The following is a 17,700-nucleotide window of genomic DNA, read 5'->3' on the forward strand; positions in this document are numbered from 1 at the left end:
AGGCGACCCCATGATTCACAATAAAGAAACCATACCTCAGCAGCCGGCTCCGAAAGGCACGATTGGTCCGATTGCTTGGCTACGTGGCAATCTGTTCAACGGCCCGATTAATAGCATTTTTACGCTGTTGGGCTTGTACGTGCTGTATCTACTGGTGGTGCCAACGGTTCAATGGGCGTTCATTGATGCCGACTGGATAGGCGATAGCCGTGAAGACTGCTCACGCGTAGGGGCCTGCTGGGTATTCGTTAACGCGCGTTTTTCCCAGTTTATGTATGGCCTCTACCCCAGCGAAGAGTATTGGCGCGCTAACATCGTGTTTGCCATGTTCGCGGGCATTATTGCCTGGATGGTGATCCCTCGCCTGCCGTTTAAGCGTTGGATGGCGCTGTTTGCGCTGCTGATCTTCCCGGTGATCTCTTATGTGTTGCTACACGGCGGCTACTTTGATCTGCCGCGTGTTTCTACCCACCGCTGGGGTGGCTTGATGCTAACCCTGCTGCTGGCCACGGTCGGCATGGTAGGGGCACTGCCGATTGGTATTGTGCTGGCGCTCGGGCGACGCTCGAACATGCCCATCGTTAAAACCTTCTGTGTGATTTTTATCGAGTTCTGGCGCGGCGTTCCACTGATCACCATTCTGTTTATGGCATCGGTGATGCTGCCGCTGTTTCTACCTTCAGAACTCAGCGTGGATCGTCTGGTACGCGCGCTGATCGGCCTTACGCTGTTCCAAAGTGCCTATATGGCGGAGGTAATTCGCGGTGGCTTGCAGGCTATCCCCAAAGGGCAGGATGAGGCTGCTGCGGCGCTGGGGATGACGTACTGGAAACGCATGGGGCTCATCGTGATGCCTCAGGCGTTGAAAATGATGATCCCAGGTATCGTCAATACGTTTATCTCGCTGTTTAAAGACACCACCCTGGTGATGATCATCGGGCTGTTTGACCTGTTGGGCATTGTGCAAGCGGCGCTTTCCGACTCCCGCTGGCTGGGCTTCTCAATCGAGGGGTATGTATTCGCCGCGTTCGTGTTCTGGATCTTCTGCTTCAGCATGTCGCGCTACAGCCAGTACCTGGAACGCAAGCTAAATACTGGTCATAAGCAGTAGGCTTATCCAAACGCTTAATGCCGCTTTCTTTCGATTTTGAGTAGGATTTCAACATGACACAAGCAGCCACTAACAACGCGTCTGAACTGATGGTTGAGATGCGCAACGTCAACAAGTGGTACGGCGATTTTCACGTACTGCGTGATATCTACCTTGAAGTAAAGCGTGGCGAGCGCATTGTGGTGTGCGGCCCGTCAGGCTCCGGTAAGTCAACGCTGATTCGCTGCATCAACCACCTTGAAGAGCACCAAAAGGGTGAAATTGTGGTGGGCGGTATACCCCTCACCCAAGATGTAAAGCGTATTGAGCAGATTCGCCGCAGCGTCGGCATGGTGTTTCAGCACTTCAATCTATTCCCGCATTTGTCGGTACTGGAAAACTGCTGCATCGCGCCGATGTGGGTGCAGAAAAAGCCGCGCAAAGAGGCCGAAGCGCTGGCTATGGAGTATCTAGAACGGGTGCGCATTGCCGAGCAGGCGACGAAGTATCCAGGGCAGCTTTCGGGCGGCCAGCAGCAGCGCGTGGCGATTGCCCGCTCACTCTGCATGCACCCCGATGTCATGCTGTTTGATGAGCCCACCTCCGCCCTCGACCCTGAGATGATCAAGGAAGTGCTGGACGTTATGGTGGAGCTGGCGGAAGAGGGCATGACGATGATCTGCGTCACCCACGAAATGGGCTTCGCCAAAAAAGTGGCTGACCGGGTAATCTTTATGGACCAAGGGCAGATCATTGAAGAGAACGCACCGGAGCCGTTCTTCAACAACCCGCAGTCTGAACGCACCCAGCTGTTCCTAAGCCAGATTCTGGGCCATTAATCCACAGCCCAAACGACAAAGCAGCTGTTGATAAGTACGTCATCATGGGCCTCATTTGAGGCCCATGATGGTTAACAGACGTAAAACAAGCCAGCAAAAACAGCAGTTAACTAAGGATAAAAGCATGATTGAAAAGCTGTTTATCGATCGCGCGCCACAGCCTATCGCGCCATTTTCCCACGCCTGCCGCGTAGGCGATCTGGTATTTATCACTGGGCAAATGCCGACGGTGCCGGAAACCAACGAAATGTTATTGGGTACCTTCACCGAACAGACTCATCGGGTGATGCAGAACCTGGCGATTGTGCTGGAAGAAGTCGGCAGCGCCTTTGAGTATGTGGTGCAGTCCCGTGTGTTTATTACCAATATGGGTCACTTTGACGAGGTCAATAAGGTCTACGCAAGCTACTTTCCTCAGCCACTGCCCACCCGCACCTGCATTGGTGTGACCGGTTTGGCAGGCGGCGCTGATGTGGAAGTCGATATGATTGCCTGGATTCCGCCCGCAGAAGGCAGCGCTTAACCGCCTATTTGCGTAATGCTAGCGGGAAGTAAAGCCTGCTGCTCACGATGCTGGGTAAGCGGTTTGTTAGCCAGCATCGTGAGCAGAATCTGCAGCGGGTCACCATGACTGACGATCAGGATGGTTGCGCCGCTTTCCTGTTGTTCCCAATCAGCTATTACGGCCTGCATTCGTTGGGCCACCGCGCTCACCGCCTCCACCCCATGGTGCTGATGATCGGCACTTTGAGCATCTAGTGCCCAAATACTGGGATAATGCTCGTCTCCACGCCCCTCCAGTTCGCCAAAATTGCGCTCTCGCAAGCGCGTATCCACGCTGGGCACTAACCCAAACTTTGCAGCTACACGGGCGGCGGTTTGGGTGGTCCGTAAGAAGTCAGAATGCACCACGCGGGTCGGCACAGGCCACTGCCAATCGGCCACTAACTGAGCAAGCTGTTGCTCGCCATATTCGGAAAGGCCGAAGTTTTCTATTCCCCGCTCTGGCGAGCTTACGATCACGCCCTGCTGATTGGCCTGGCTATGACCGTGGCGCATTAATAAATAGCGATTGCGCCAATGGTCGGAGAGAGGCTGTAAAGTATTTGACATAAGTTTGTCACAAACCCTAGATTGAAGGTGTCTGCTTTCGAAAATAACCATTCTTCACGCGGAATGTCCACTTACGAAACATTTTACGTTTTCGATAGTGGCAAAGCGCAGTGAAGAGAACACAGCTCTATCCATAGCAAGAACACAACAATAACGCACAAAACGAGGCTTACCATGGCACATTCGCTCTTTCGCAAGCGCCCGCTTGCGATGCTTACCGCAGCATCACTCTTACCGCTTGCCCTGTTCACAACGCCCGCTTTCGCTGAGTGTGAGCGCGGAGATTTAGATACTATTTATTGCGATGAAAATGGCGATATGGTCGCCGACCGCCCTGCCGATGATCAGAGTGGGCTAATCCGGATACGCTGATTTTTGCTTACACCCCCGTAGAAGACCCGGCTATTTATTCGGACATCTGGCAGCCGTTCATTGATCACTTGGCTGAGGTCACCGAACGGGATGTGCGCTTCTTCGCGGTGCAGTCCAATGCTGCTCAAGTTGAAGCCATGCGCAGCGGGCGCTTACATATTGCCGGATTCTCTACAGGACCAACGCCGTTTGCGGTGAATTTGGCCGGTGCCGTGCCGTTTGCGTTAATGGGCTCGGATGATGGCCAATTTGGTTACACCCTGCAGCTGTTTACCCACGTTGACTCTGATATTCATGAAGTTGAGGATCTCAAAGGCAAGCGTGTCGCCCACACCTCCCCCACCTCTAACTCGGGTAACTTAGCGCCCCGCGCACTGCTACCTGAGCTCGGCATTACGCCCGATGAGGATTACGAAGTGGTCTATTCGGGCAGCCACGACCAATCCATGCTCGGCGTTGTAGCCCAAGATTACGATGCGGCCCCTGTGGCCTCTGAAGTCGTCGAGCGGATGGCGGCACGTGGGCTTTACGATGAAGAGGACGTGCGCCTGATCTACGAATCTGACCGCTTCCCCACCACCTCGTACAACTACGCGCACAACTTACACCCAGATCTGGTCGAAAAAATCGAAGAAGCCTTTTTCACCTTTGATTTTGTGGGCACCGAGCTAGGCGAAGAGTTTGAAGGTGTCGAGAAATTCATCCCCATCACTTATAAGGACAACTGGCAGGTGATTCGTACCATCCAAGCGGCCAATAACGTGAGCTACACGCCCGAAAACTTGGAAGAGTAAAACCTGATTTCAAGTAATAAGTGCAGCACCGCCGCTGGCGGTGCGGTTATTTTCTCGACGATGGAAGCGAGCACATGCTGGAAATTACCAATCTGGTCAAACGCTATGGCCACGATGAAGCCGTGCTGAAAGGGCTTGACCTCAAGGTAGAGGGAAACAGCGTTGTTTCTATCGTAGGCGCCTCGGGTGCGGGCAAAAGCACCATGCTGAGATGTATTAATCGCTTGGTCGAGCCGACCTCGGGCTCTATCAAACTCAACGGCAATGAGTTGGTGAACCTGAAGGGTGCTGAATTGCGTCGCGCGCGGCGCAAGATCGGCATGGTATTCCAGGGCTTTAATCTGCTGGATCGCTTAACCGTGATGGAGAACGTTCTGGCCGGACGGCTGGGTTACGTCAATCTCTACCAAGCCATCTCCCGCCGCTACCCCCAGGACGACATTGAGCGTGCGTTTGTGTTGATGGAGCGGGTGGGAATCGCTCATTACGCCAACAAGCGTGCTGATGAACTTTCCGGTGGCGAGCGTCAGCGCGTAGGCGTTGTCCGCGCCTTAATGCAAGAGCCTGAGGTGCTGCTTGCCGATGAGCCCACCGCCTCGCTTGATCCGCGTACTTCTGAGCAGATTATGATTCTGCTGCAAAGCCTAGCCAGCGAGCTGTCGCTGCCGGTGCTGATTAATATCCACAACGTTGCCCAGGCCAAAACCTACACCGAGCGCATTGTGGGCCTACGCCACGGCAAGATGATCTTTGATGGGTTGCCTGCTGATTTCAACAAAGACGCGTTAGACGCCATCTACGGCGGCATTGAAGCGCCGGACGATGCGATTACCGAACCGCCTGTGGAGGAGCGCTCCCATGACTTCGTCTGACGCTCCTTCAACAGCGCCCCGCACCTGGAGAAAACCGCCGTTCATCGCTAACCCGCTGCTGCGCTATGGGCTAATCATCGTCGCGGCCGTCTATTTAGTCTGGGCATTCGGCTCGCTGCCGTTCAACTGGGCGCGTATCTCTGAAGGCTTGCCCCGCGCAGCGCGTATTTTTAGCGGCGGCTTCCCGCCCAACTTAGAGCGCTACGAGCTGCTCCTAACAGGCTTTAAAGAGAGCTTTCAAATCGCCATCTTGGCCACTCTGCTAGGGGTCTTTCTTTCGATTCCTTTTGCCGTCATGGCAGCTCGCAATATTGCTCCGATGCCGATTTATATCATCGGACGAGCGGTGATTATTGTATCGCGCAGCTTTCACCCGGTGATCGTGGCGATTCTGTTTGTTGCCGCGGTGGGGTTCGGCCCGCTGGCGGGCATTTTGACCCTAACCCTCTACTCGATTGGCTTTGTAGGCAAACTGCTGGCCGAAGAGATAGAAGAGATTGATTGGGGCCAAGTAGAGGCCATGAAAGCCGCTGGCGCGGGATATGTGGCGATTCTATTTTATGCCGTTTTCCCCCAGATACTGCCACGCCAAGTGGGGCTTTCCATGTACCAACTGGACAGCAACCTGCGCGCTTCTGCAGTAGTTGGAATTGTCGGTGCGGGCGGTATTGGCGGCACGCTAATGAACGCCTTTGGACGCTACGATTACGACTTCGCCTTTGCGATTCTGCTCATTATCATCGCGGTCATTTTGCTCAGTGAAGGTGTCAGCGGCTGGGTAAGGAAAAAAATATGGTAGATCACGCACAGCAGCTTGCCGATCGTATTTGGCAACGCTACGACCGCAAACAGCGTCTTATTCGTTACGCCGTTCTGCTAGCGACCTTGATGGTAGTGGTTTGGGCGGTACGCGATATTGATATTTTCTGGCCCTGGGTATGGGATGCTCCCAACCAGATCTCCGGGCTTGGGGCACGCATGTGGCCGCCCAGTGCGGAAGGGCTCAACGGCATTATCGCGGCGCTAATCGAGACCGTGCATATCGCTACACTAGCCACTTTCTTAACCATCTTCCTGGCACTACCGGTGGCCTATATTGCGGCCCAGAACACCACGCCTAACCGCGCCTGCTTATGGCTGGGCCGTTTCATTCTGGTCTCTAGCCGCTCGGTGAATACGATTATTTGGGCACTGCTGTTCGTGGCGATTTTTGGGCCAGGGGTGTTGGCGGGCATACTCGCCATCGTATTTCGCTCCATTGGCTTTATCGGCAAACTGATGGGTGAAGCTATTGAGGAGATTGACCGGCGCCCCGTAGAGGCCATGGAAGCTACCGGCGCCTCCAAAGCCAAAGTGATCGCCTATGCGATCGTGCCTCAAGTGATGCCGGCCTTTTTTGCCATCGTGATCCTCCGCTGGGATATCAATATCCGCGAATCGACCGTGCTGGGGCTGGTGGGCGCTGGTGGCATTGGGGTCATCCTGCAAGGTGCGATTGACACCTTTGCCTGGCCAACCGTGGCCACCATCATGATTGCCATTATTGTGCTGGTGCTGATTGGTGAAGCGGTCACCAGCTTGCTGCGTAGCAAGGTGCTGTAACCCAAGTTGCTTAAGCCAAGGCAAGCGTTTGACCTAATGCCAAACGCTTGCCATGGTTAGAAGACCATCAACGACATGGAGTATGCACAGCGATGACAACCTATATCGTGGTAGCCGATGCCGCTCGCGCACGTATTTTTACCCGAGATGCCTTAACGTTGGCGGAAAAGGAGAGCATGGTTCACGCTGAAGGACGTCTACACGAGGGTGACCTGGTCACCGACGGTCGGGGCGATGTGCATGAGTCGATGTCCTCTACCTCTCGCTCGGCGGGCGAAGAGGGAACAGCGACCAAGCATGAGAACGAGCTGTTTGCGAAAGAGGTCGCACAGCGCCTTTATAACGCGCGAGTCGGCAACAGTATGGAAAAGCTCATTATGGTGGCACCACCCAAATTTTTGGGCCTACTACGCGACAAACTCGATGGCCCAACACAGAAGCTGGTGATTCACTCACTCTCGAAAGACCTAAGTAAAGCCTCGCTGGCAGATATTCAGACTGCTGTGAGCGACTTACGTTAAACGTGTTGGTAGCAACTTTGCTTACCCCGTTCATTAAGGAATCGGCGGCAGTGCAATATCGTCGCTGCGTTTAGCCCCGGCGGTCATTTCACGGCACAGGCGCAGGAACTCGCGCACGCCGGTGGTGAGGTATTTGTGCCGGTGCCAGATAAACGTGAACTGACGCTTCAGATCCAACTCCGGCGTGGGCAGCGGCACCAAGCTGCCGCGCCGGAAGGCATCGCGCAGCGCCAGGCGCGAAACACAGCCAATCCCCAAGCCTGACTCTACGGCGCGCTTAATACCTTCGGTATGTTCCAGCTCCAGCAGAGTGTTAAACCGACTGCGGCGGTGGCGTGCGGCGTGCTCTAGGGTCATACGCGTGCCAGAACCCTCTTCGCGCATGATCCAGTCTTCACGCAGCAACTGCTCAAGCTCAAGGTGCTCGCGACCTGCCAGCGGGTGGCGCGGCGAGCAAAACACACACAGCTCATCTTCCACCCAGGGCTGACTGATGATCATCTCATCGTCGCACTGCCCCTCAATCAGTCCTAAATCCAGCGAGTGCTGGCGAACGCCTTCGATAATATGGCGCGTATTACGCACTGCTAGGCGCACGCGGCTGCCTGGGTAGCGCTGCATAAAGTCGCTGATGAGCAGCGTGGCCAGGTAGTTTCCGATGGTTAGCGTTGCACCTACATCCAGCGTTCCCACCCCCTGCTGGCCGCGTAGGAGCTCTTCGATCTCTTCTCCTCGGTCAAGCAGTGCGACGGCTTTGGGCAACAGCTGAAACCCCAGTGCGTTGAGCTTTAAGCGCTTGCCGATACGATCCAATAGCTGGCAGTCGAACTGCCGTTCAAGCTCGGCAAGCGCGGTACTAGTCGCTGACTGAGACATGGAGAGCGCCCGCGCCGCATGGGATACGCTCTCGTGCTGAGCGACCGCCACAAAGACTTCCAACTGCCGCAAGGTGTAGTGCATATAATCTGGCCTGTATTTGATCTATATCTATTTTTCAGATAACCGTTATCAATATAATTCGCTTAACAGATATACCACCCTTTGCTTAGACTTGCTGGCAACATATTTAATCATTTTTATTCTTTTTAAGAATATGACCGATGCGATCAAGCGCCAGCATCGGCTAATGGAGAAACTGGCATGAGTAAGTTTGCTTTAGAAGAAGTGCTTAGCGTTCACCACTGGAACGATACCCTGTTCAGCTTTCGCACCACCCGCGAGCGCAGCCTGCGCTTCAAAACCGGTCAGTTCGTCATGATTGGTTTGGAAGTGAATGGCAAACCGCTGATGCGCGCTTACTCCATTGCCAGCCCTAACTACGAAGACCATCTTGAGTTTTTCAGCATCAAGGTGCCTGACGGCCCACTTACCTCGCGCCTTCAGCACTTGAAAGTGGGTGACCAGATCATGGTCAGCCGCAAGCCAACCGGCACGCTGGTCACCGACGACCTGCTGCCTGGCCGCAACCTTTACATGCTCTCTACGGGCACTGGCTTAGCGCCATTTATGAGCTTGATTCAAGACCCCGATGTTTACGAGCGCTACGAGAAAATCGTGCTGGTTCATGGTGTGCGCGAAGTCTCTGAACTGGCGTACGCCGATTTCATCACCAAAGAGCTGCCCGCCCATGAGTACTTGGGTGACGATATTGCCGCCAAACTGGTGTACTACCCCACCGTTACCCGTCAAGAGTTCCACACCATGGGTCGCCTAACCGACCATATCCGGACGGGTAAGCTGTTTGAAGATACCGGTTTGCCGCCTATCGACCCACGCCAGGATCGTGCCATGATCTGCGGTAGCCCTGCCATGTTGGACGATACCAGCGCGCTGCTTGACGAATTGGGCCTTAATATCTCACCCCGCATGGGCGAGCCCGGTGATTACGTCATTGAACGTGCGTTTGTCGAGAAGTAAGGCGTCAATGGTAAGTAGTGAATCGTAATTAGTGAGTGGTAAATAGAAAAAAGTTTAGCCGCTAGAATGATCGCATCACTAATACAAAGCCCCTGCTGGAGATTCTCCACAGGGGCTTTGTGCTATGTACTACTTTTTTTCTTACAATTTATCAATCGCTTACCACTCACTACTTACAATTCACAGTTCACCCATTTAAACGGCGTCTTTGCCTGTTTCGCCGGTACGGATACGAATCACCTGCTCCAACGGCATGACAAAAATTTTGCCGTCGCCGATTTTACCCGTATTCGCCACCTGGGTGATGGCATCGATCACCTGCTCGGCCATGTCGTCGTCCACAGCGACTTCCAGCTTCACCTTGGGCAGGAAGTCCACCACATACTCAGCGCCGCGATACAACTCGGTATGCCCTTTCTGGCGCCCAAAGCCTTTCACTTCCGTCACCGTAATACCCTGTACGCCGATGTCAGAAAGCGACTCGCGCACATCGTCGAGCTTAAACGGCTTGATAATAGCTGTGATCAATTTCATTGCGATATCCTCTAACTGGGTGGCCATAATGGGTCGGGCTGAACGGCTGCAAGGGGCGCAACCGATAACCGCTATCCACCAGCATACACCGCTATTGGCAGAGAATAAAAAAGCCTCCCACTTAGGGGAGGCTATAAGGAGTACACCAACTTATTTGACCAGCATCAAACTACTTTTTAATACCGCTGTTTATTTCTTGATACCAAACTCGGGATAGGCTTCAAGGCCACACTCAGCGATATCGACGCCTTCATACTCTTCTTCTTCGCTAACGCGGATACCCATGATGGCTTTCAGAATTAGCCATACCACCAGGCTTGCCAGGAAGACCCAACCGAAGATACCTGCAATACCGATGATTTGAGCACCGAAGGATGCATCGCCATTATTCAATGGCACCGCCAGCACGCCCCAGATACCGACAACACCGTGAACCGAGATCGCACCGACTGGATCATCCAGTTTCACTTTATCAAGCGTGACGATGGCAGCGACGACAATGATGCCGCCAATGGCGCCGATAATGGTCGCGCCTAGTGCAGAAGGTGAAAGCGGATCAGCGGTAATGGCGACCAAGCCCGCCAACGCACCGTTCAACGCCATGGTTAGGTCTGCCTTACGGAACCACAGTTTGGCCAAAATTAGCGCTGCAATCACACCACCTGCCGCGGCAGCGTTGGTATTTACAAACACTTGCGCCACGTTGTTAGCAGAATCGACGGCCGCAAGCTTGAGCTCGGAACCACCGTTGAAGCCGAACCAGCCCATCCACAGGATGAAGGTACCCAACGTCGCCAGCGGCATGTTGGCCCCTGGAATGGCATGGATAGAGCCATCTTTGCCATATTTGCCTTTACGCGGCCCCAGTACGATGACACCAGCGAGGGCTGCAGCTGCACCGGCAAGGTGCACAATGCCTGAGCCCGCATAGTCAGAGTAACCCACTTCAGACAACCAGCCGCCGCCCCAGGTCCAGTAACCAGATACCGGATAGATAAATGCGGTCATCACTACGGCAAACGCCAGGAAGGCCCATAGTTTCATACGCTCAGCCACGGCACCCGACACAATCGACATGGCGGTGGCGACGAACACGACCTGGAAGAAGAAGTCAGAACGCATGGAGTAGTAAGGCGCGTCATCGCCACCGGCGGTCACTGCATCAACGCTGTTTTCAGCGCCAATCAAAAAGCCCAGGTTAGGTAGGAAACCACCAGCGCTGCTGGAGTACATGATGTAGTAGCCCACCAACAGGTACATGGTGCAGGCAATGGCAAACAGCGCAACGTTTTTGGTTAGAATTTCAGCGGTGTTTTTAGAGCGCACCAGGCCTGCTTCTAACATGGAGAAGCCAGCGGCCATCCACATCACGAGCACGCCGCAAATCAGGAAGTAGAACGTATCGAGCGCGTAGCTCAACTCTGTAAACTCATTCATTGTATGTTCCCCGTTTAATGTCTGGTTTAGCCGTGATTAGACGGCGTCAGCGCCGCGTTCGCCGGTACGGATACGGATCACGTCTTCCAGTGGCGTAACAAACACTTTGCCGTCACCGATCTTGCCGCTATTGGCTGCGCTACAGATCGCATCCAGCACGCTTTCTAAACGAGCATCGTCGACCGCCACTTCAACTTTTACCTTGGGTAGAAAGTCGACAACGTATTCCGCGCCACGATACAGCTCTGTATGCCCTTTCTGACGGCCAAAACCTTTAACTTCAGTAACCGTAATGCCCTGTACGCCGTTGTCAGCTAGTGCCTCACGAACGTCGTCGAGCTTGAATGGCTTGATGATAGCGGTGATGAGTTTCATCCCGGATCTCCCCTGCTGGATAAGTCCTGCTAGATTGGTAGCGGCACAGCCGCCAGAAATAAGCACCTGAACCGATAATGCGCATACTGTGCCAGCTGATTTTTTTTGCTTAAAAGTCAGCCAATTAGCCAACCAGCGACGACCCTTAAAGCACGGCAGGTCAACAAACGCATCTCCATATCACCGCTATTGCACCAAAAAAGAGCGTAAGAAAATGTTGCCTGCTCTATTTCGATGCAAACACGCTACATAACAGGAAATACACGCGGCACATGCGAATTTGCCAACTGTTGCGTATCCTTACAGGTAAGCCGTTTTTAATATGCGTACATTTAATGAGTTATGAAGGAGAGAGCAGCTATGGCGCCTCAAGACCGTATCAGCCGATTGGCCCAGCAGATTGGTGACCGTTTGCAAAACGCCTCACAGGCACCTGAGGATATCCAAAAGGGTGTGCAGCAAGTTGTGCGCGGTGCCTTTGATCGTCTGGAGCTTGTCTCTAGAGAGGATTTCGATATTTTGATGGACGTATTGCAGCGCACGCGTTCACGGGTAGAAGCGCTTGAGCGCCAAGTGGCTAACCTTGAAGCCACGGTTGAAGCCTCCACTGCCGCCGCTACAACACCGCTTGAAGCAGAAGTACCGCCGATTCCTACCACTGAGCCAAAAAGTGATGCTAGTGAAGACAGCAAACCGAGCTAGCAGCTAGATCATTACTAACTCAGGTACTTAGCACGAGTATCGGCAATAGGGAGCTATCGTCTATTGCCGACCACTCAAGGCGTTACTCGAACGAGACATGTGGACACTCGTTGGGAGAAACCAAAAACAAACAAGAATCAATATCATTGACATTTTTTACGTCAGTGTTACCTTCCTCTTATCACAACACCATCCGCGCTCCGCTCATCCTAACTAACACGCTACCTAGCGAAACCAATCGAGCCGAAGCACCAATATAGGTCAAGCCGCTGCCAACATCGCTGTTAAGTGGTATTTGCTAGCGCAGAACTTCTCTCATTGATGAGTTACGGCACCCCTCGGTGCGCCAATTTGATGCATTTGATTGAAGACGATAGCGTTATGAACCCATGAACACACTCGCTGCTCATCCGCCAGCAGGCCAAACACAGCATATTCTTACACCTCAATCGTTGGCGCAGCTGGGATTGCGCTTTGGTATTGAGTATCGAATTGAAGGCAGATCCGAAGGCGTTGCCCCCGTTGCCCAGGGCCGTGTTCACGATGTTAGTCTTTCTACATCACTGCATTTAACGCTCTCGGATCTACAGGTTGAACGCACCTACTGGTCGGCTTCTCGCCAAACGGTGCCCTGGTTTATTAGCGTGGTGCTAGAGGGTCATATTAACGCCACGGTAGGTAATCAATGTTTGGCATTTGCAGCAGGTGATGGGCTTTGCGCCCACTTCACCCCCCAGCACTCGCTCACTGTCTATCAGCCAGCACAGCCGCGCCTGCGCACGGTTAACCTAGCCGTACTTGCCACAGCGCCCCACGACCTCCCCTTAGCACCGAAAGAAGCTTTGCTGCATCGCTGGCGACTACCTGAGCCGCTTATTGCGATCCTGCGCGCCACTATCGACCAACCACCGAGCGCCTGCCACCAACCCCTGGTATGGCAAGGGCTAGCGCTCCAACTACTCGGCCATGGCTTGCCGCAAAGCCCGTTATCACCGTTGGAAGAGCACTGCGCCAACCACCGAACCGAGACTCGCTTAACCCCGCGTGACCGCGGCTGTCTAACTCGGCTGCATCAGCGTATTGCCGATGATCCAACCCAGCGCTACTGCCTAAACGACTTAGCCCGTGATGTCGCGATGAGCCCGAGCAGCCTGCGCCAGAAGTTTCGTGCCTATTATGGCTATTCGCTGTTTGATCACCTACGTCAGAGCCGCCTAGCGCAGGCGTATCGTGACTTAGAGCGCGGCTATAGCGTGCAGCAAGCCGCCCATGCCTGTGGTTACCGCCACGCCACTAATTTCGCCACTGCCTTTAAACGAGCCTTTGGTATTGCACCTCATGAAGTGTTCAACCGCAGCTAAGTTGTTGCATAGCCCTTAACACCGTAAGTTCCTGGTTAAATGCTTTCTTGGCACTACGCATAGCTGCTTTGTCATCGCGCATACCTTTTAAGCGCCATTAAGCGCAATAATTCTCATTAACAATCTAGTTAATCGATTTTTTTGCGCAGGTGCCCACTCCATGTACTCCTCCTATCACCGCTTTCTACCTATGCACTCTTGGTCACGCCCCCCGCTCAGCGTGGCCATCATCGCCGTATTATCGGCATCCCCCCTTTATGGACAAGAGAGCGCTGAGCTGGGCACTGTCACGGTGACTGCTCAGCAAGCCGCTACCAAGGTAGAAACGCCCTTTATCGAAACACCTCAAAGTGTTTCCACGATTTCCCGGGAGCAGATGGATAACCGCGGTGTGGATACCGTTCAGCGGGCCACCGACTACACACCAGGCGTCTATAGCAATCAGGTAGGCGCCTCTAACCGCTTCGATTACTTGGTACTGCGCGGCTTTTCTGACGGCAGTTTGAGCAACACCTTTTTAGATGGCTTAAAGGTGATGGGCGATGCCAACTCCCATAGCAGTATGCGCATCGATCCGTGGTTTCTAGATAGCATTGAAGTGGTCCGTGGGCCCGCCTCGGTGCTCTACGGCCACGCCTCCCCGGGAGGCGTGGTGGCTTTGAACAGCAAGCGGCCAGAGTTTGAACAGGGCGGAGAGTTGCGTTTTCGGGTCGGTAACAACAACCAGCGCAGCGCCGCTTTTGACCTCACCGGGCCGATTGGCGAAGAGCAGCGGGTGGCCTTTCGGCTGACCGGCATAGCCAGCGCCACAGACACCCAGTTTGGCCCGGCAGAAGAGCAGCGCTACGCCATTGCGCCGCGGCTCACCTGGGATATCACCGACAAAACCAGTTTAACCGTAGACGCGTATCTTCAGGATGAGCCGGAAGGCGGCTACCACTCCGGCGTGCCCTATGAAGGCGCCGTAGTCGCCCATAATGGCCGCAATATCAGCAATAACTTCTTTGATGGTGAAGAGGATTACGACACTTTTGAACGCACCCAGCGCATGGTCGGCTACGCACTTGAGCACCGCTTCAACGACCAGGTGACCGGCCGCCAACTGATGCGCTACCTCAATTCCGATGTGGTACTCAACCAGGTCTACGGCTTTGGCTGGACGTCACCGGAATCTGACGAACTCACCCGCTACTACTCCGGCAGCGATGAGTCGCTAGAAGCCTGGACGCTCGATAACCAGTTAGAAGCCAACATTAACAGCGGCTTTATGGATCACACCCTGCTGTTTGGAGTGGATTACCAGCAGCGGGAAAACGAGGTGTCGTGGCCTTCGGGATATTTCCCGCCACTCAATGCGTTTGACCCGGTTTATGGTAGCGATCCCATCGAATTTTACGCCCCGCTACGCGAACGCCATGAGATCGATCAGACCGGGGTTTATCTGCAAGATCAGATCGCCCTCTATAACTGGCGTGTCACCCTCGGCGGCCGCTACGACTGGGTGAAGATCGATAATGCCAATCGCGATAGCGGCGATACCAGCTCCCTCAGCAACACCCAGTACAGTGGCCGTGCCGGGGTGGTCTACCTGTTCGATAACGGCATCGCCCCCTACCTGAGCTACTCCACTGCGTTCACCCCCACCAGCTTTGTGGATGAGAATGGTGATCTGCTTCAACCGATGGAGGGCGAGCAGTGGGAAACCGGCGTCAAACTCCAACCTAACGGCAGCGCCATCCAGTACAGCGCGGCGCTGTTCCACATCACCCAGGAGAATGTTGCTACCAAAGAGCAGCCCACCGACCCATACCGCGCCGTGGGGGAGATTGAATCCCAGGGGCTGGAATTGGAAGCGCAAACCCAACTGACCGACACCCTCTCGCTTCAGGCAGGCTACAGCTTCACCGATATCACCTACGCTAAAAGCGACGACGGCAACCAGGGCAATAACGTGATTTACTCACCCAGGCATCAGGTGCAACTGTGGGGTCATTACAAAGCCAACGAAGGCTGGCTGAGCGGTGTGGATATGGGCGTTGGCGTACGTCACTACGCGGATATCGCCGCTGACCGGGCCAATACCGAAACCGTGCCCGACTACACCCTTTTGGATGCCACTATTGGCTACGACTTAAGCCATGTCGGCCTTGAAGGTGTCGAAACACGCTTAAATGTGAACAATCTACTGGATAAAGAATATGTGGCTTCCTGTAACTCCCTGGAGTACTGCTACTTCGGTGCCGAGCGCAGCCTGACCGCCAGCGTTCACTATCGGTTCTAAATGCCTTGCGTGTTTAATCCCGCCCAGGCCAGCGTGCCTGGGTGTATTTTTTCCTGAATACAGGTTTGCAAATAATAAATATTATCGTTTAAATACATCTCTTATTTTTCGGATGGCCTCTCAACACCATGCGCCACACCACCGCGCTCTCAATACTCGCACGCTGCTGGCTGTTCGCCGTTTGCTTAATGACCTTTTCAACTGCCCAGGCCCAGTGGGCAACGGTCGACTGGACCATTGCCGAAACCTTGCTGGCCATTGACGCACCGGTCAGCAGCGTCGCCCAGCAGAGTGACTACCACGCCTGGGTAGGCGAACCACATATTCCCGATAGCGCCTCCGATATGGGACTGCGCACGCAGCCCAATATGGAACTGCTGGCCCAGGTGCCGCCAGAACAGACGCTTATTTCGCCTATGTTCGCGGGTTTAACGCCACGCTTGGAGAAAATTGCGCCGGTCACATCGTTCTCACTCTACTCCCCTGGCACCGATACCTGGCAGGAGATGCAAACCCTGACTCGCCAGCTAGGCGAGTTAACCGAGCACCAGCCCCAGGCAGAAGCGCTGATCGCCCAAACTCAAGACTTGATGGCTAGCCTGCGCGAATCCCGCCCCCTCCAATCAGAAACCCCACCGCTACTGATGATTCAGTTTATGGATGCCCGCCACGTAAGGGTGTTCGGGGAAAACAGCTTATACAACGCCGTGCTGGAGCAGCTTGAGTTGCCCAACGCCTGGGATCAAGCGACCAATGCCTGGGGGTTTGCCCTGGTGGGCGTAGAAGCGCTAGCACGCCACCCCGAGGCAATGCTGGTGATCATCGACCCGCTGCCCGCGGGGGTAGAAGAGCAGTTAGCAAAAAGCGGCCTGTGGCAGCAGCTTCCCAGCGTTAAGAACGACAGGCTGTTGCGCCTACCGCCGGTATGGAGCTTCGGCGCACTTCCCTCCGCCCAGCGTTTTGCCCGGGCACTTACGGGAGCGCTAGAGGCAGCGCCAGCGGTTAGCGACTAACCAAGTGCCGCCATTAGCTTTCGTTACCATCACCCGCAAAGAGCGTATTGATGCGTTCAAATTTACTCATTGAGGCTTCCTGTAAGGCTTTCCAGCTGTCCGGCGGATTACCATTGCTGAGCATTTTCTGGAAGACAGTGTACGCATCATGCTTACTGTCGTAAGCGCGCTTTGTGGCGTCATCATTGACCCACGCGTAAATAATGATTTTGCTCGCAGCATCGTAGCGAAAGAACAGACGGTACTGCTGGTAGAATTTTGCTCGTTGCCAATGCGTATACTCTGCGCCGAGCGTGTTTCCTTGGCGGTAGTGATTGCCGGATGGATCCTGGGGGATATCATTCAAGGCCAGCTTCATAATCGCGGCTAGGCGCTTGGTGGCCGCCTTGTTGCGATAACCAGCAGGATCTTTCGATTGAAGATGTTTCACCTTCAAGGTGAGTGCTTCGACTTGTTCCAAGAACAACGGATGGGCATAAATCGTCCATCCATTAACCTCAAGAGGCTTCATTCGTCGTCATCATCCTCTTCGAGCGCCTCTTCGAGGTCTACCTCAATACCTGCGGTAAGCCGTTCGGCCTCGGCAAAGCTACTGGCGGTCACCGGGCGAATATTTTCTGGATGCGCCAGAAGATCGCGCTCCAGAAAATTAAGGAAGTTGACCATCACAGGGTCGTTTTTGGCCTCATCACTTACCCGGGACAGCACCACTTCACCATCTGGACGCACGGTATAATGGATACGGTCTCGGCGTTTCAGCTTTAGCGCCCGGCGAATCGATGCCGGAACAGTCGTTTGATAGCGATCTGTCAGAGTTGAATCGTCTTCGATAAGCGTGCTCACTGTCGCTCCCCGATTGATAGCAATGCAAAGGTAA

The 17,700-nt window shown here is 54.2% G+C and carries 19 protein-coding genes and 1 pseudogene; 13 read left to right on the forward strand and 7 right to left on the reverse strand.

Annotation, left to right across the window (positions count from 1 at the left end; genetic code table 11):
* Positions 1–10 precede the first annotated feature (10 nt).
* The 3 genes from MLE19_RS11300 to MLE19_RS11310 all read left to right on the forward strand — a co-directional run bounded on the left by MLE19_RS11300 (position 11) and on the right by MLE19_RS11310 (position 2,452).
* Positions 11–1,111: an amino acid ABC transporter permease gene (locus MLE19_RS11300; protein ID WP_240718287.1), complete on the forward strand. Its 1,101-nt coding sequence runs from the start codon at positions 11–13 to the stop codon at positions 1,109–1,111.
* A 53-nt stretch (positions 1,112–1,164) separates the two neighbouring features.
* A complete protein-coding gene (locus MLE19_RS11305) occupies positions 1,165–1,929 on the forward strand; it encodes an amino acid ABC transporter ATP-binding protein (protein WP_276322424.1) in 765 nt (254 codons plus the stop codon).
* Positions 1,930–2,053: 124 nt separating this feature from the next.
* On the forward strand, positions 2,054–2,452 hold the full coding sequence (locus tag MLE19_RS11310; RefSeq protein WP_240718288.1) for a RidA family protein: 399 nt from the start codon (positions 2,054–2,056) through the stop codon (positions 2,450–2,452).
* Here the strand turns inward: MLE19_RS11310 and MLE19_RS11315 are convergent.
* Complete coding sequence (locus MLE19_RS11315; RefSeq protein ID WP_240718289.1) at positions 2,449–3,042, reverse strand: histidine phosphatase family protein; 594 nt, start codon at positions 3,040–3,042, stop codon at positions 2,449–2,451. The two genes, MLE19_RS11310 and MLE19_RS11315, sit on opposite strands and share 4 nt — an antisense overlap.
* Before the next feature lie 174 nt (positions 3,043–3,216).
* Between MLE19_RS11315 and phnD the strand changes: the two are divergent.
* The 5 genes and pseudogenes from phnD (at position 3,217) to MLE19_RS11345 (ending at position 7,203) form a co-directional block, all read left to right on the forward strand.
* A pseudogene (gene phnD, locus MLE19_RS11325) lies at positions 3,217–4,208 on the forward strand (phosphate/phosphite/phosphonate ABC transporter substrate-binding protein).
* Between the two features lie 74 nt (positions 4,209–4,282).
* Entirely contained in the window at positions 4,283–5,080 is a 798-nt protein-coding gene (phnC, locus tag MLE19_RS11330; RefSeq protein WP_240718291.1) for a phosphonate ABC transporter ATP-binding protein, read from the forward strand.
* Positions 5,067–5,879 (forward strand): phosphonate ABC transporter, permease protein PhnE, encoded by an 813-nt coding sequence (gene phnE / locus MLE19_RS11335; protein WP_240718292.1) that lies wholly within the window; start codon positions 5,067–5,069, stop codon positions 5,877–5,879. Before phnC ends, phnE (MLE19_RS11335) begins: the two co-directional genes overlap by 14 nt.
* The gene (gene phnE / locus MLE19_RS11340) at positions 5,873–6,682 is read left to right on the forward strand and encodes a phosphonate ABC transporter, permease protein PhnE (RefSeq protein ID WP_240718293.1); all 810 of its coding nucleotides are present in this window, start codon (positions 5,873–5,875) and stop codon (positions 6,680–6,682) included. Before phnE (MLE19_RS11335) ends, phnE (MLE19_RS11340) begins: the two co-directional genes overlap by 7 nt.
* Positions 6,683–6,774: 92 nt before the next feature.
* Positions 6,775–7,203 (forward strand): host attachment protein, encoded by a 429-nt coding sequence (locus MLE19_RS11345; protein ID WP_240718294.1) that lies wholly within the window; start codon positions 6,775–6,777, stop codon positions 7,201–7,203.
* A gap of 33 nt (positions 7,204–7,236) precedes the next feature.
* Here MLE19_RS11345 and MLE19_RS11350 read toward each other — a convergent pair whose 3' ends face one another.
* The gene (locus MLE19_RS11350; RefSeq protein ID WP_240718295.1) at positions 7,237–8,163 is read right to left on the reverse strand and encodes a LysR family transcriptional regulator; all 927 of its coding nucleotides are present in this window, start codon (positions 8,161–8,163) and stop codon (positions 7,237–7,239) included.
* Between the two features lie 180 nt (positions 8,164–8,343).
* On the opposite strand from MLE19_RS11350, the gene MLE19_RS11355 reads away from it, so the two are divergent.
* Positions 8,344–9,120, forward strand: coding sequence for a ferredoxin--NADP reductase (locus tag MLE19_RS11355; protein WP_240718296.1), 777 nt, complete (start codon positions 8,344–8,346; stop codon positions 9,118–9,120).
* A 195-nt stretch (positions 9,121–9,315) separates the two neighbouring features.
* Here the strand turns inward: MLE19_RS11355 and glnK are convergent, their stop codons facing one another.
* From glnK to MLE19_RS11370, 3 genes are all read right to left on the reverse strand, one after another.
* Positions 9,316–9,654, reverse strand: a complete 339-nt coding sequence (gene glnK, locus MLE19_RS11360; protein WP_007112362.1) for a P-II family nitrogen regulator — start codon at positions 9,652–9,654, stop codon at positions 9,316–9,318.
* Positions 9,655–9,843: 189 nt separating this feature from the next.
* Entirely contained in the window at positions 9,844–11,091 is a 1,248-nt protein-coding gene (locus MLE19_RS11365) for an ammonium transporter (RefSeq protein WP_240718297.1), read from the reverse strand.
* 36 nt (positions 11,092–11,127) lie between these two features.
* Positions 11,128–11,466 carry a P-II family nitrogen regulator gene (locus MLE19_RS11370; RefSeq protein WP_007112359.1) on the reverse strand — a complete coding sequence of 113 codons (339 nt, stop codon included), beginning with the start codon at positions 11,464–11,466 and terminating at the stop codon, positions 11,128–11,130.
* A gap of 360 nt (positions 11,467–11,826) precedes the next feature.
* Between MLE19_RS11370 and MLE19_RS11375 the strand changes: the two genes are divergently transcribed.
* The 4 genes from MLE19_RS11375 (at position 11,827) to MLE19_RS11390 (ending at position 16,823) form a co-directional block, all read left to right on the forward strand.
* Entirely contained in the window at positions 11,827–12,168 is a 342-nt protein-coding gene (locus MLE19_RS11375; protein ID WP_240718298.1) for an accessory factor UbiK family protein, read from the forward strand.
* A 389-nt stretch (positions 12,169–12,557) separates the two neighbouring features.
* Entirely contained in the window at positions 12,558–13,529 is a 972-nt protein-coding gene (locus tag MLE19_RS11380; RefSeq protein ID WP_240718299.1) for a helix-turn-helix transcriptional regulator, read from the forward strand.
* Between the two features lie 160 nt (positions 13,530–13,689).
* Positions 13,690–15,810: a TonB-dependent siderophore receptor gene (locus MLE19_RS11385; RefSeq protein ID WP_276322425.1), complete on the forward strand. Its 2,121-nt coding sequence runs from the start codon at positions 13,690–13,692 to the stop codon at positions 15,808–15,810.
* A gap of 128 nt (positions 15,811–15,938) precedes the next feature.
* Complete coding sequence (locus MLE19_RS11390; RefSeq protein WP_240718300.1) at positions 15,939–16,823, forward strand: ABC transporter substrate-binding protein; 885 nt, start codon at positions 15,939–15,941, stop codon at positions 16,821–16,823.
* Between the two features lie 13 nt (positions 16,824–16,836).
* Here MLE19_RS11390 and MLE19_RS11395 read toward each other — a convergent pair whose 3' ends face one another.
* Positions 16,837–17,334, reverse strand: a complete 498-nt coding sequence (locus tag MLE19_RS11395) for a type II toxin-antitoxin system YhaV family toxin (protein WP_240718301.1) — start codon at positions 17,332–17,334, stop codon at positions 16,837–16,839.
* The gene (locus MLE19_RS11400) at positions 17,331–17,666 is read right to left on the reverse strand and encodes a type II toxin-antitoxin system PrlF family antitoxin (RefSeq protein WP_240718302.1); all 336 of its coding nucleotides are present in this window, start codon (positions 17,664–17,666) and stop codon (positions 17,331–17,333) included. The genes MLE19_RS11395 and MLE19_RS11400 overlap by 4 nt, the downstream gene beginning before the upstream one ends.
* Positions 17,667–17,700 lie beyond the last annotated feature (34 nt).

Origin of the sequence: Vreelandella neptunia (assembly GCF_022489065.1) — a bacterium.
Taxonomy (GTDB): domain Bacteria; phylum Pseudomonadota; class Gammaproteobacteria; order Pseudomonadales; family Halomonadaceae; genus Vreelandella; species Vreelandella neptunia_A.

Excerpts from the sequence above, each read along its gene's own strand:
- MLE19_RS11300 (WP_240718287.1), top strand. The coding sequence starts at position 11 with ATGATTCACAATAAAGAAACCATACCTCAGCAGCCGGCTCCGAAAGGC.
- MLE19_RS11305 (WP_276322424.1), top strand. The coding sequence starts at position 1,165 with ATGACACAAGCAGCCACTAACAACGCGTCTGAACTGATGGTTGAGATG.
- MLE19_RS11310 (WP_240718288.1), top strand. The coding sequence starts at position 2,054 with ATGATTGAAAAGCTGTTTATCGATCGCGCGCCACAGCCTATCGCGCCA.
- MLE19_RS11315 (WP_240718289.1), bottom strand. The coding sequence starts at position 3,042 with ATGTCAAATACTTTACAGCCTCTCTCCGACCATTGGCGCAATCGCTAT.
- phnC (WP_240718291.1), top strand. The coding sequence starts at position 4,283 with ATGCTGGAAATTACCAATCTGGTCAAACGCTATGGCCACGATGAAGCC.
- phnE (WP_240718292.1), top strand. The coding sequence starts at position 5,067 with ATGACTTCGTCTGACGCTCCTTCAACAGCGCCCCGCACCTGGAGAAAA.
- phnE (WP_240718293.1), top strand. The coding sequence starts at position 5,873 with ATGGTAGATCACGCACAGCAGCTTGCCGATCGTATTTGGCAACGCTAC.
- MLE19_RS11345 (WP_240718294.1), top strand. The coding sequence starts at position 6,775 with ATGACAACCTATATCGTGGTAGCCGATGCCGCTCGCGCACGTATTTTT.
- MLE19_RS11350 (WP_240718295.1), bottom strand. The coding sequence starts at position 8,163 with ATGCACTACACCTTGCGGCAGTTGGAAGTCTTTGTGGCGGTCGCTCAG.
- MLE19_RS11355 (WP_240718296.1), top strand. The coding sequence starts at position 8,344 with ATGAGTAAGTTTGCTTTAGAAGAAGTGCTTAGCGTTCACCACTGGAAC.
- glnK (WP_007112362.1), bottom strand. The coding sequence starts at position 9,654 with ATGAAATTGATCACAGCTATTATCAAGCCGTTTAAGCTCGACGATGTG.
- MLE19_RS11365 (WP_240718297.1), bottom strand. The coding sequence starts at position 11,091 with ATGAATGAGTTTACAGAGTTGAGCTACGCGCTCGATACGTTCTACTTC.
- MLE19_RS11370 (WP_007112359.1), bottom strand. The coding sequence starts at position 11,466 with ATGAAACTCATCACCGCTATCATCAAGCCATTCAAGCTCGACGACGTT.
- MLE19_RS11375 (WP_240718298.1), top strand. The coding sequence starts at position 11,827 with ATGGCGCCTCAAGACCGTATCAGCCGATTGGCCCAGCAGATTGGTGAC.
- MLE19_RS11380 (WP_240718299.1), top strand. The coding sequence starts at position 12,558 with ATGAACACACTCGCTGCTCATCCGCCAGCAGGCCAAACACAGCATATT.
- MLE19_RS11385 (WP_276322425.1), top strand. The coding sequence starts at position 13,690 with ATGTACTCCTCCTATCACCGCTTTCTACCTATGCACTCTTGGTCACGC.
- MLE19_RS11390 (WP_240718300.1), top strand. The coding sequence starts at position 15,939 with ATGCGCCACACCACCGCGCTCTCAATACTCGCACGCTGCTGGCTGTTC.
- MLE19_RS11395 (WP_240718301.1), bottom strand. The coding sequence starts at position 17,334 with ATGAAGCCTCTTGAGGTTAATGGATGGACGATTTATGCCCATCCGTTG.